Here is a 13,405-nt window from a genome sequence, read left to right on the forward strand (position 1 = left end):
ACTTATAAAGTTATATAATTTTTATGTTTTATCAATTGTTTAATTAACAAATAGTATAGAAATTTAAAAAATTTATTTTTCTATCTTAATGATCACCATTTTATCATTATAAGGTTTATCTCCTTTATTTTTCATAGCATCATCCGCTTCATTTATTTCATCATAGTGTTTAGTATAGATGAAATAAGTACCTGTACTTACATCATAGAAGAAATCAATATTAGTTTCTCCTGCTTGAATCGCCTTTTTAATAAAAGCATCTCTTCTAGTCTCATCTTTGTGAGTAGCTAATACCATATAAAAACCAGGTTTTTCATTAGCTACATTCTTAACAATTTGCATATTAATCTGATCGCTGTCTCCATAATCAAAATCACTCGATTTAAAAATTTGACCTGTTGGTTTTATACTTGATTTAATTTGACTCAAAGTAGCACGGTCTTTTTGATATTTAGCGGAAGCATCCTCAAAATTTGCTCGCTTAATACGACGTCTTTTTTCAATTTCAGTTTGAGTTTTGATATCCTCTAATTTAATAATTAACTGTCGACTTTCTTCTTCTGATCTAGCTTTGTCTTGTTTTAATTTTTCTATTGTTTTTAGATAAGACTGATTTATAGCATCGTTTTTATTGGGTATTTTTTTCAAACGCTCCGCAGCTAAAGTCTGATACTCTGTAATAAACTGATCTTGTTGTTTTATATTTAATGCTATTTCATTTTTTAATGATTCTATAGCTTTATTAGCTTGACTCATACTCTTGAATTCTACTTCTTGAACAGGAGCCACAATTCCTTTTTCAGAATCATCATTTGCTTTACGCATAGCTATTAATTCTTTTTCTTTTTCTACTACTATGCTTTGGAATTTTTTAATCGATTCTGTTTGTAACTTTTGAGAATCTTCTATAACGTTTGATAAATTATCTATTTCTTTATCCTCTGCTGTTTTAGAAGCCTCTCTACGAGCTTCTTCTTCTGCATCCGATTTTTCCTTAGCTAAACGTGCAGCTTCTGCTTTCTCTTTAGCTAATCGTTCTTGTTCTGATTTTTCACGTGCTAATGCTTCTGCTTTAGCTTTTGCTTCTGCATCCGATTTTTCCTTAGCTAAACGTGCAGCCTCCTCTTTCTCTTTAGCTAATCGTTCTTGTTCTGACTTTTCACGTGCTAATGCTTCTGCTTTAGCTTTTGCTTCTGCATCCGATTTTTCCTTAGCTAAACGTGCAGCCTCCTCTTTCTCTTTAGCTAATCGTTCTTGTTCTGACTTTTCACGTGCTAATGCTTCTGCTTTAGCTTTTGCTTCTGCATCCGATTTTTCCTTAGCTAAACGTGCAGCCTCCTCTTTCTCTTTAGCTAATCGTTCTTGTTCTGATTTTTCACGTGCTAATGCTTCTGCTTTAGCTTTTGCTTCTGCATCCGATTTTTCCTTAGCTAAACGTGCAGCCTCCTCTTTCTCTTTAGCTAATCGTTCTTGTTCTGACTTTTCACGTGCTAATGCTTCTGCTTTAGCTTTTGCTTCTGCATCCGATTTTTCCTTAGCTAAACGTGCAGCCTCCTCTTTCTCTTTAGCTAATCGCTCTTGTTCTGATTTTTCACGTGCTAATGCTTCTGCTTTAGCTTTTGCTTCTGCATCCGATTTTTCCTTAGCTAAACGTGCAGCCTCCTCTTTCTCTTTAGCTAATCGTTCTTGTTCTGACTTTTCACGTGCTAATGCTTCTGCTTTAGCTTTTGCTTCTGCATCCGATTTTTCCTTAGCTAAACGTGCAGCCTCCTCTTTCTCTTTAGCTAATCGCTCTTGTTCTGATTTTTCACGTGCTAATGCTTCTGCTTTAGCTTTTGCTTCTGCATCCGATTTTTCCTTAGCTAAACGCGCAGCCTCCTCTTTCTCTTTAGCTAATCGTTCTTGTTCTGATTTTTCACGTGCTAATGCTTCTGCTTTAGCTTTTGCTTCTGCATCCGATTTTTCCTTAGCTAAACGTGCAGCCTCCTCTTTCTCTTTAGCTAATCGCTCTTGTTCTGATTTTTCACGTGCTAATGCTTCTGCTTTAGCTTTTGCTTCTGCATCCGATTTTTCCTTAGCTAAACGTGCAGCCTCCTCTTTCTCTTTAGCTAATCGCTCTTGTTCTGATTTTTCACGTGCTAATGCTTCTGCTTTAGCTTTTGCTTCTGCATCCGATTTTTCCTTAGCTAAACGTGCAGCCTCCTCTTTCTCTTTAGCTAATCGCTCTTGTTCTGATTTTTCACGTGCTAATGCTTCTGCTTTAGCTTTTGCTTCTGCATCCGATTTTTCCTTAGCTAAACGTGCAGCTTCTGCTTTCTCTTTAGCTAATCGCTCTTGTTCTGATTTTTCACGTGCTAATGCTTCTGCTTTAGCTTTTGCTTCTGCATCCGATTTTTCCTTAGCTAAACGTGCAGCTTCTGCTTTCTCTTTAACTAATCGCTCTTGTTCTGATTTTTCACGTGCTAATGCTTCTGCTTTAGCTTTTGCTTCTGCATCCGATTTTTCCTTAGCTAAACGTGCAGCTTCTGCTTTCTCTTTAGCTAATCGCTCTTGTTCTGATTTTTCACGTGCTAATGCTTCTGCTTTAGCTTTTGCTTCTGCATCCGATTTTTCCTTAGCTAAACGTGCAGCTTCTGCTTTCTCTTTAGCTAATCGTTCTTGTTCTGATTTTTCACGTGTTGATACTTCTGCTTTTTCCTTAGCTAAACGTGCGGCTTCTGCTCTTTCTTTAGCCAGACGTTCTTGTTCTGATTTTTCACGTGCTAATGCCTCTGCTTTTTCTTTTGCTAAACGTTCTTGTTCCGCTTTTAGCTTAGCTGCAGCTTCTGCTTTTAATCTTGCTTCATTAGCCAAACGTTCTTGACGTTGACGCTCAGCTTCTGATAATGCTTTATTTTTATCTTGTTCTGCTCTTAATCGAGCTTCCATCTCTGCTTTTGCTCTAGCTTCTGCTTCTTCTTTTGCTTTTAAAGCAGCTAAACGATCCTGTTCTGCTTTTAATCGAGCTGCTTCTTCTGCCTTAGCCTTAGCTTCTGCAAGTTCTTTTTCTTTTCTTAAACGTTCTGCTTCTAAGCGTAATTTTTCTTGTTGTTGCTTTAATGCTAATTCTGCAGCTCTTTCTTTAGCTAATTCTTGTGGATTTTTCTTTTTAATAGCAACTGCTTTATCATTAGACTTAGGATTAGTTTTATTACTGGCTTTTACAATAGGTTGCTCATCTTCATAATCACCATAACCTCTTAGTTTATAAGCTAAGGTAAATTCATGAGATAAACCAAAATTAGAAAAATTAGCTAAAGGTTTTTCTATTCCATATCCAATTGAAAATCTTTTAGCTAATATAAAGCCAATACCAGCATTAATACCGTTTAAACTATCATAACCTGCTTGAATCCAACCTGCTTTTGGAGCATTTAAAAGTAATGATGCTCCAAATCCTGTATATCCTGTACCTATTTCAGCACGACCTAAAGCTGAAAATTTAGCTTTTTCAAAAATACCATCACGATCTATATAGCCTGTATACATAGCGTGTAATCCAAAATTTTTAGCTGGATTACCTTGTATTACACCAGATGGGTTAAAATTGTAATAAAACAAGTTATTTGCTACTATACCAATATCAAAAAAACCTGTTCCAAAATTAACTCCTGGATTAATAGAAATTAAAGAGTACTTAGCTAAAGAATTTAGAACAGATTCAGGAATATTAGTTATAATTTTACTTGAATTAATACCACTATTCACATAGGCTAAATTTAAACCAAAAGTAAAATTTGAATCTTGTAGAATTTCTACATTTCTCGCAAAATTTCCTACTACTCCAAATGTAGAATAAATACTTTCAGTGTTTTGAAATACTCCAATTCCGTAAGCGTTTGAATCTTGGAATTTACTAGATAAACTAAAGAAGTAGTCTGTTCTTGAATTTTCAAAACCAATCCATTTTCTTTTATTATAAAAACTAATAAATGATTCGTCTTCACGAACGTGACTAAATGAAGGGTTAATAATGTATTTATTAAATTTTAAAGAATTTTTAGCTAAAACATCAAATGGTCTAACTCCATTTAAAGGTGTTTGACCAGTTAGTTTTACTGTAACTAAACTAATTATGAAAATGCTAAAATTCTTTAATTTCATAGTTTTTTATATATAATTTATTTTAAGACGGTTAGAGAACCTTTTTTTAAAGGGTTTCCATCTTTTGATATAATATAATAATAAATTGGATTTACATCTTTGAATTCTATGGTAGTACTAGGCCAAGAATCATCATAATTTTTCATTCTAAAAACTTCTTTTCCATAGCTATCTAAAATTAGTATTTCAATCAAATCACTTTTATATTCTGTTGGTAAAATCCATGTATCATTTACATTATTACCGTCATTAGGACTTATTACATTTGGGATATTAAATGATTCTACTCCTTCTATTATTTTAAATTGTATTGTTTTTGTGTAAGTACAACTTGGATCATTTTGCTTCACAACCAATTTATATATGCCTTCTTTGAAATTTGCATCATTGGTAACTGAAAAATTAATACCAGTACTAATAGGTGCAGTCCCTCCTGGTACAAACCATTCGTAAGTTGGGGCTATAGCAGTAGTATTGGTATTGATATTAATTGTTTCCCCCTTTTTTTAAATAGTTTACTGATTTAGCATCTATTGCTAAATTAAAGTTGGTAGATTGGAGAGTAATAGTATTTGTAGAAGTAGATTCACAAACTGAACCTGGACTAATTACCACTTTATAAACACCTGGTTCTGCTGTCTTTAATGTGTAGGAGGTAGCTCCATCAATTTTTGAAAAATTACCATTAGCTTCTGGATCACGGTACCATTGATAAGTTTGTCCTGGACTTGTACTTAAGGTAGTTGGATTACTAGGACAAATAACGGTGCCTAGACTTGATGTTATTGAATAAGGAACTGAATTACTGGTAAAAGAAACATTTACTTCTTGTGAATATGCTACAAATCCAACGGTACTATTACAACTTCCATAATCTATCTGTACGCTATATTTACCTGATTGATTTATAGTTAATTTAGATCCTGTTTCATTTGGTATTACAATACCGTCTTTTTTCCATATATATTGTAGTTGTTTATATTGTAAAGGGGAAGGGGCTTTTTCGCTTATAGCTAATACGCCATTTCCTCCACAAATACTTAAATTCCCTGTACCATCATCTGAAATTGTTATTTTATCGTTATAAATCCAAAAATAAGCATTAAAGGGTAGGGTAGCAGAGCTTATTAAAGCTGGAGAAGAGGTTTTTATTCTTAACCTATAGAATTTTCCAGCTGTAGTGATATCTTCAGGTACTTTAAAACGAATTCTTCCAGGACTAGTAGCAACTTGAGAAGAAAGGATTGTAATAGGGGTTAACTTATTAAAATCTCCTTCTGGATCAGACATTTCTAAGGTAAATGTGTTTTCTGGATTAAAACCATTAAAATCAAAATTAACTGAATAATCATTAAATTTAGAAGAAGCACAAATATTTAGAAAATTTTTAGTAGGAGCATTTACAAAAGTCTGAGCATTATTTTCTAGGATAAAAGAAAATAAGAGAATTATAAAAATATATTTATTAAAAAAATTACGAAATAATGTGTGATTCATACATTTCTAAATTAAATTGGTCCTTAAACTAAATAAATCCACTGGTAGATCTACTGCCAATGGATTTAAAGTTATAATACTATAATCTAGAGATAAATTATTTGCCAGCAGTAAATTTACCCACTTTTAATCTAAAATCTGGAGACTTAGACTCCACTGGATTAATAAATAACTCAGTATTAGGTGTCTTTTCGTATAGGTTTAAGAATTGAGGGTTTCCGTAAAAATCTTCTAAATCGTCATTATTAGAAGAATTAGCTAAAAATATATTTCCTTTGCAATTATTAAAGAAAACCTCTGAAAAACCTATTTTTTTCAATCCTCCAGCTTCAGGATTTATTTCACTATCTAAAATTGTTGCAGGAGCAAATCCTGAAATTAGACTTCTTTTTAAGCTTAAGGAAGTATTAGCGCCTACAAATACACCTTCTTTTACCAATCCACTAGCTAAATCTAAATCAAAACTTTCTGAGTTATTAACTAAAGTACAGTTAGTAGCAACAACATTGGTTGAAGGTTTTGAAAAATCAGCTTCTTCTTTTTATCGTAGCTTACAACATTAAAGCATCGTGTTCTAGAAGCACCTGAATATAAAGAATGTCTTATAACTAAAGAATTATCTAATTTAACTTGCGCACCTTGATTGAATTTAAAATCATCTCCAGAAACGCGTAAGGTAACCATGTTTCTAAGATTTGTATCACCTCCCAAAACTTCTATACCATTTCCTGCGGAAAAGCTGGTCATTACATGTTCAATTACTGTTTTATTACCAACCCCTGCTAAAGTTAAAGCATTGTAATTTTTAAATCCTTTTATTTTTTTACCTGCGAATTCAATTCTTAAGAATCTTAATACCCCTGAATTTGCCATTGGATTAGTTCCACCATATATTGTCTGAGCTGGATCTAAATCATAATTCATAGACGCAACACCTCCAAATTTATTAATTGGTGCATCGTTTAAGATTACTATACCTCCCCAATCACCTGGTTTTTTAACTGGTTTATTTGAGGTAAATACAATTGGATCTGTTTCAGTTCCATTTGCTTCCAATCTAGCACCTTTAGATATAATTAAAGATCCGCTAGTTTCAGAATCCCCTTTAATAATAGTTCCGGGTTCAATCGTAAGAGTTACTCCAGCTGTTACGTATACAGGTCCTTGTAATAGGTATGTATTTCTTTTCTGCAATGTTTTATTGGCTGTGATTTTTCCATATAGAATTTCAGTAGCCTCATTGTATTCCGTCTTTGAAGGTTTAAAATCTGTCCAGTTATTTAACCAGTTAGAAGATCCTATTATTCCCTTTTCTTGCTGTGCATTTGCAGTCATTATTGCAAATAAAGCGATCCATTTTAAGTTAAGCAATTTCTTCATGGGGGTCATTTTTTTAGAAATTTATGCTAATATACTATTTTTTTGTTATTAATCATAATTTTATTATTATTATTATTCGTACAACTGATTTAATTCGCGTAACATATTTTCATAATAGAGAATAGAGGCTACTAAATTCCCTTTATCTGCATAAGGGACCATTGTTGATTGGAAAGCAATTGTTGAATTAACAAAGGCTACAATGTTTTCTTGTTGTTTATCCAATGCACTATTATTATCAGAGGTATCTGGAATACCAACATCTTGCATTGTCATACCTGGTTTATTAGTTAAAGCAAGGTAAGGTAATATATTAACAAGAACTCTGATTCGCTCTTTGTATAATTCCAAAAGTTGTCCTTTGGGCATACCATCTAATTCACTTTTCTCATGGAACTTTTTAATTGCCGCACCACTCGTACTGATGATACTTTTTGGCTTTTTTGCTTGAGCGTTTATATTTCCTACTGCAAAAAGCATTAATAAGCTTAAAAAGATAATTTTCTTCATGGTTATTCTTCTAATTTCAGTTATTAAAGTTCTAATTGTTCAAAAATATACTTTTAAATTGAATTAACAATTCTTTATTTGAATTTGTTAATAAATTAAAAAAGTAAATTAAAAATAAATGCATTGATTTTTAAACTATAATACTAAAAGCGTGCCAAAATTCATTTAAACATAAAAAATATATTTTTAACTTATGTAAATATTGTGAATAGAAATACAAATTATATCAGTACAAATGTAGTATTTTTTTTATTGGGTTTCACATTTTTTTTTAATTATAACTGAAAAATAACATTTTGTAAATAATATTTTAGATTGAATATACTTATAACGATAATCTATGTTAAAAAAATTAGATTTAATTGGTTTTAATCTTTTATTTTTATGATTCTGTAACTTTAAAAATTAGACATTTTAGAGTTTTTTGAACTTAATTGATTAGTTTTTATAAAAAGAGATCTATTTTATTTAATAATGTCTGTTAAATCTATTTAAATCAAATGTATTGGAGTAATTTTAGTACTAAGAGATGGAAAATATGGAGTATAAAATTTGTTGAATGTGTGAAATTTTAGGGATAAGTAATTATTTTTGCTTTTATGTTATTTAAAGAGATAGTAGGACACCAGCATGTAAAAAATCATTTATTAACCAGTGCAAGTCATGGAAGAATTCCTCATGCACAATTATTTGTTGGACCAGAGGGTTGTGGTATACTAAGAGTGGCTATAGCTTATGCGCAATACGTATTGTGTCAAAATAAAGATTTTGAAAATCAGGGAGGTATAGATAGTTGCAATATAAAATTTGATCATTTTTCACATCCTGATTTACATTTTGTTTACCCAACAGTTACAACGGAAGATGTAAAATCAAAACCTAAAAGTTTAGATTTTTTACCACTTTGGCGAGAATTTTTACTAGAAAAACCATATGGTGGTTTATTTGATTGGTATGATAAATTAGGAGTAGGGAATAAGCAAGGAGAAATTAGAGTAGAAGATGCTTCTGAAATTTTAAAATCATTAGCTCTTAAGTCTTATGAAGGAGGTTATAAAATTTTAATTATTTGGATGGCTGATAAAATGAATGTTGCAGCGTCTAATAAATTATTAAAATTACTTGAAGAACCTACAGATAAGACTCTTTTTATTTTAATTACAGAGAATGAGGAAGATTTATTACAAACGATTCGATCAAGGTGTCAAGTAATAAATTTTGGAAAATTAAGTGAATCTGCGATTTCAAGACATCTAGTTGAATTTGAAGGAATTGAAGAAAAAGAAGCTATGAAAATAGCTCATAAATCGCAGGGTAATTATAACAAGGCTTTACAATTGAGTCATCATCAAAATGAAGATGCTCCATTTGAACAATGGTTCGTCAATTGGGTTCGCGCTGCATTTAGAGCAAAAGGTAATGCTAGTGCAATACAAGACTTAATAAACTGGAGCGAAGAAATTGCTAAATTAGGAAGAGAAAATCAAAAAAAATTCTTGACTTATTGCATTGAATTATTTCGTCAAGCTCTTTTATTAAATTATGAAGCAGGGGATTTAGTTTACTATGAATCAGGTATACAAGGATTTGATTTAAAGAAGTTTGCTCCTTTTATCACAGGACGTAATATAAATGAAATATACAAGGAGTTAAATGATGCTATTTATCATATTGAACGAAATGGCAATTCCAAAATTATATTAACTGATTTATCTATAAAACTAACACGTTTAATCCATAAAAATTAAGATTATGAACAACCTAGCTAGCTTACTTATTTTAGCTTTTTTAGCTATTACTTTTTTACAATCAGGGTATGATAAATTTACTGATTATCAAGGTAATTTAAATTGGTTAAAAGATCATTTTAAGAATACTATTTTTGATGGTAAAGTATCTATTTCTTTAAATATACTACTAGCTTTTGAAATTATAGCAGGTATACTTTGTATTGTAGGTGGAATAGAACTATTGGTAAATGAAGGAACAACATTTGGAAAATATGGTGCTGCTGTTTCATGTGTAACACTTTTAATGCTTCTTTTTGGACAAAGAATAGCCAAAGATTATGATGGTGCAAGGACTATTGCAATTTATTTTATAATTGCTGTACTGGGTCTATATTTATTACAATAGAAAATCATATAAAAAGGGCTGTTTCAGATTTAGAAACAGCCCTTTTTTTATTTTTTAACTTCTTTATTATCAGATTCTTTTTTGTTTCTGCTTTTTTTCCTTCGGAAGCATATTTTTCATTTAAAGCTTTTAAAACTTCTTTCGTTATATCATAACTATCTTTTGCATATAAAACACTTGCTGCATCACCTGTACCATATATGTAATCATAACCATTTTTCTTTCCGTAATCTTTTATAAAGGTACGTACTTTTTCAACTACAGAATCACGTTTAGAACCTCCTTCAGCTTGTAATTGTTGTGCAATAGCTTGTTCTGCATATGCTAATTGTTGTGAACGTTGCTGTAATTCAGCATATTTTTGTTGCGCCCAAGCTTGTCCTTTAGCCATAGCGTTTTGTTGAAAATTAGCTTTTTCTGCTTCTAATTTTCTAGCTTCAACCTCTAATTCACGACCTTTAACTTCTCCTTTTGTTTTGAATTTATCCTGTAATTCTTTGGCTTCAGTATAATCTTCCATAAGTTTTACAGTGTCAATATAAGCTGTTTTTACCTCTTTAGCTTCAGGTGTTTTATTACACGCTACTACGGCAGATAAAACAACCGCCATCATTACAAGCTTTTTCATTCTATTTATAATTTATAATTTTTTGTAAAAGTAAACTTTTATTCGAAAATACCCGATACAAAAAATAAATGAATTAATAATTAAAAAACATCAAAAAATAAAAGATAAAATCAATATAATAAAAAATTATTTGAACAAACTGTCTAATAATAAATTTTTATTAAAAACGACTTCAATAAATCTATTTTAAGAGTGTTTTTTTCTTAAACCACTAGTATATATAGCAAAAACAGAAATAATGTCTTAAATCAAGTCTAATGTATTTTAAAAAAGAAATAAAATAAAAAATGATTTAAAAATCAAGAATAAGCTTTATGAATAAAATTTGTTCTAAAATTTTATCTTGTAATACTAAAAATAAGAAATAAAGATCCCTGAAATAAGATAAAAGACTAAATAAAAAAAATGATATATTTTTTTAAATCCATAAAACATATCAATTAAATATTTTTTGAAAACAAATTAAGTTTTTTCACGTGAAACATTTAAAAAATCATATAGTATTTACAATGAATACTAAAGTGAAATATTTTAAAGTTTTATGATGTTTTATTAAATATAAAAAAATTTATTTAAAACTATTATTTCATAATAAAAACAAATAAAAATAAACTAAAATAAAGCTATTTTAAGAGGTTTTTAAAAACAAACCAATACATCTTATATAAACATAATAAAAAGTCTCTTAAAATAGATTTAAATGCTTTTTAAATAAAAAACAAAAGAGATAAAAGCAATATAGTAATGCTTATTAATAAAAATTCCACGTGAAACATGTGAAAAGTATTAGTCATAATCAAAAATAAATTTGATAAATAGGAAATAAGAATTTATATCTATTAATTCTAAAAATTAAATATTTTAAGATGTTGTTATAAAATAGTTTTATACCGGTTTTATCTAAATTAACAATTATAATCTCTATAAAAATAATCATAAGATTTTATAAAAATTAATTATTCTGATAAAGCATGATTAATAAAATTATCTGATTTATAGAAAAGGGGAGAAGGCATAACATTATCATGTATTAAAATCTATGATCAATATTGTCAATTCTGATCAAAATATTTTTTAAATGTAAAATTTCACGTGGAACAAATAAGGATCGTTATATTTTAAAGGATAAATTAGTAAGAACTAAAATCAATTTTCACGTGGAACATTTCGAGAATAATTTCTACAAATAAAAACTATTAGTAAATCAGTTTAAAATAATAAGGGAAGAATAAAATCAATATAAAAACAAAAAAAATGATTTTTACTCAATTTTTTTGTTTTTTTGAGTAAAAATCGAAATATTTTTTTCAATTTGAGAAGTTTCTCAAAAATACTTCTCAAAATACTTCTCAAAATACTTCTCAAAATACTTCTCAAAATACTTCTCAAAATACTTCTCAAAATACTTCTCAAAATACTTCTCAAAATACTTCTCAAAATACTTCTCAAAATACTTCTCAAAATACTTCTCAAAATACTTCTCAAAATACTTCTCAAAATACTTCTCAAAATACTTCTCAAAATACTTCTCAAAATACTTCTCAAAATACTTCTCAAAATACTTCTCAAAATACTTCTCAAAATACTTCTCAAAATACTTCTCAAAATACTTCTCAAAATACTTTCAAAATACTTCTCAAAATACTTCTCAAAATACTTTCAAAATACTCTCAAAATACTTCTCAAAATACTTCTCAAAATACTTCTCAAAATACTTCTCAAAATACTTCTCAAAATACTTCTCAAAATACTTCTCAAAATACTTTCAAAATACTTCTCAAAATACTTTCAAAATACTTCTCAAAATGACTTTCAAAATACTTTCAAAATACTTCTCAAAATACTTCTCAAAATACTTCTCAAAATACTTCTCAAAATACTTCTCAAAATACTTCTCAAAATACTTCTCAAAATACTTCTCAAAATACTTCTCAAAATACTTCTCAAAATACTTCTCAAAATACTTCTCAAAATACTTCTCAAAATACTTCTCAAAATACTTCTCAAAATACTTCTCAAAATACTTCTCAAAATACTTCTCAAAATACTTCTCAAAAAGTAAGAAGTAAAATATCAAAATAAAAATATAGTAAAAAGAAATTTAAGTTTTCTTTTAATAATATGTTTTTTAAACTAAATAAAATTATAGAAAATAGAAAAGAGGAAATATAAATTAAAAATATATAGAAAATAATAAAGCGAATCAAATTGATTCGCTTTATTTATATTACAGTAAAATATTTTAATTGTCATTCTTTATAATGTAAATGTGAGAAGAAAATTCTTTTTTAGCACCTGCTTTAATATTTGATTTTAATCCAATCCAAAAAGCATTAAAAAAATTCATCTTTCCATTTTTATATTTCTCTGATAAAAGTGAAACATAAAAACTATCAAAAATCATTGGATGAATTTGAGTAACTTTCATTTTTTGATTATTAAATAATTTTTCGATACTTTTTTTAGAAAAATGCCATAAATGTCTAGGTACATCATAAGCTGCCCAAAATTTCCCATAATATTGAGCATCGTATGATTTATAATTTGGAACTGCAATTACTAAAGTACCATCAGGTTTTAATAAACGTTTTAATTCTTGAATTTGTTCTTCTAAATTTGGCACATGCTCTAAAACGTGCCACATTGTAATAAGATCAACAGAATGATCAGAAATTACTTGAGTTTCATTTACTAATTCTATTCCTTTTGATAAAGCTAAATTGCGGGCATTAAGATTAGGCTCAAATCCTTTAGTAATCCAACCTGCATTTTTTGCTGTAACTAAAAAATCACCTGTACCAGCTCCAATATCAAGAAGAAGTCCTTTAGATTTATGTATACTACTGATTAAAGCTACTTTTTTAATTAAAGCATATGATTTTACTAAATGATATAAACGTTCAAAAAAAGAACGTTTACCATCTGTATGCGAAATATAATCTTCACTTTCATAATAAGCTCCCAATTGTTCTAAAGAAGGCTGGGGATGTGTTTTTAATAATTCAGTCTCGGGATCTAATAACAAGTCAAAACTTTCATTAGAAACGGAATGATCTTGCACTTTTATATAACTATTTTGTTCTAAAAAATTCATTTGTGTAATAAAGCTTT

The 13,405-nt window shown here is 29.2% G+C and carries 11 protein-coding genes; 3 read left to right on the forward strand and 8 right to left on the reverse strand.

Annotation, left to right across the window (positions count from 1 at the left end; genetic code table 11):
- Positions 1 to 72: 72 nt before the first annotated feature.
- The 6 genes from JJC03_RS05160 to JJC03_RS05180 all read right to left on the reverse strand — a co-directional run bounded on the left by JJC03_RS05160 (position 73) and on the right by JJC03_RS05180 (position 7,530).
- Positions 73 to 4,143, reverse strand: a complete 4,071-nt coding sequence (locus JJC03_RS05160; protein ID WP_235874134.1) for a PorP/SprF family type IX secretion system membrane protein — start codon at positions 4,141 to 4,143, stop codon at positions 73 to 75.
- Between the two features lie 17 nt (positions 4,144 to 4,160).
- On the reverse strand, positions 4,161 to 4,493 hold the full coding sequence (locus JJC03_RS05165; protein ID WP_235874135.1) for a T9SS type B sorting domain-containing protein: 333 nt from the start codon (positions 4,491 to 4,493) through the stop codon (positions 4,161 to 4,163).
- A gap of 136 nt (positions 4,494 to 4,629) precedes the next feature.
- On the reverse strand, positions 4,630 to 5,640 hold the full coding sequence (locus tag JJC03_RS05170) for a hypothetical protein (RefSeq protein WP_235874136.1): 1,011 nt from the start codon (positions 5,638 to 5,640) through the stop codon (positions 4,630 to 4,632).
- 97 nt (positions 5,641 to 5,737) lie between these two features.
- Positions 5,738 to 6,079: a hypothetical protein gene (locus JJC03_RS18670; RefSeq protein WP_309597751.1), complete on the reverse strand. Its 342-nt coding sequence runs from the start codon at positions 6,077 to 6,079 to the stop codon at positions 5,738 to 5,740.
- Between the two features lie 41 nt (positions 6,080 to 6,120).
- Complete coding sequence (locus tag JJC03_RS05175; RefSeq protein ID WP_309597752.1) at positions 6,121 to 7,020, reverse strand: beta-helix domain-containing protein; 900 nt, start codon at positions 7,018 to 7,020, stop codon at positions 6,121 to 6,123.
- 72 nt (positions 7,021 to 7,092) lie between these two features.
- The gene (locus JJC03_RS05180) at positions 7,093 to 7,530 is read right to left on the reverse strand and encodes a hypothetical protein (RefSeq protein ID WP_103715644.1); all 438 of its coding nucleotides are present in this window, start codon (positions 7,528 to 7,530) and stop codon (positions 7,093 to 7,095) included.
- 599 nt (positions 7,531 to 8,129) lie between these two features.
- Here JJC03_RS05180 and JJC03_RS05185 point away from each other — a divergent pair.
- Both JJC03_RS05185 and JJC03_RS05190 read left to right on the forward strand, forming a co-directional pair.
- On the forward strand, positions 8,130 to 9,278 hold the full coding sequence (locus JJC03_RS05185) for a DNA polymerase III subunit (RefSeq protein WP_088401114.1): 1,149 nt from the start codon (positions 8,130 to 8,132) through the stop codon (positions 9,276 to 9,278).
- Between the two features lie 4 nt (positions 9,279 to 9,282).
- A complete protein-coding gene (locus tag JJC03_RS05190; RefSeq protein WP_088401116.1) occupies positions 9,283 to 9,666 on the forward strand; it encodes a DoxX family protein in 384 nt (127 codons plus the stop codon).
- A 4-nt stretch (positions 9,667 to 9,670) separates the two neighbouring features.
- On the opposite strand, the gene JJC03_RS05195 is transcribed toward JJC03_RS05190, so the two are convergent.
- On the reverse strand, positions 9,671 to 10,294 hold the full coding sequence (locus JJC03_RS05195; protein ID WP_235874137.1) for an OmpH/Skp family outer membrane protein: 624 nt from the start codon (positions 10,292 to 10,294) through the stop codon (positions 9,671 to 9,673).
- A gap of 1,805 nt (positions 10,295 to 12,099) precedes the next feature.
- On the opposite strand from JJC03_RS05195, the gene JJC03_RS05200 reads away from it, so the two are divergent.
- Positions 12,100 to 12,363: a hypothetical protein gene (locus JJC03_RS05200; protein ID WP_235874138.1), complete on the forward strand. Its 264-nt coding sequence runs from the start codon at positions 12,100 to 12,102 to the stop codon at positions 12,361 to 12,363.
- A 173-nt stretch (positions 12,364 to 12,536) separates the two neighbouring features.
- On the opposite strand, the gene JJC03_RS05205 is transcribed toward JJC03_RS05200, so the two are convergent.
- Positions 12,537 to 13,388, reverse strand: coding sequence for a class I SAM-dependent methyltransferase (locus tag JJC03_RS05205; RefSeq protein ID WP_088400994.1), 852 nt, complete (start codon positions 13,386 to 13,388; stop codon positions 12,537 to 12,539).
- Between the last annotated feature and the right edge of the window lie 17 nt (positions 13,389 to 13,405).

It is taken from the genome of Flavobacterium oreochromis, assembly GCF_019565455.1.
GTDB classification, from domain to species: Bacteria; Bacteroidota; Bacteroidia; order Flavobacteriales; family Flavobacteriaceae; genus Flavobacterium; species Flavobacterium oreochromis.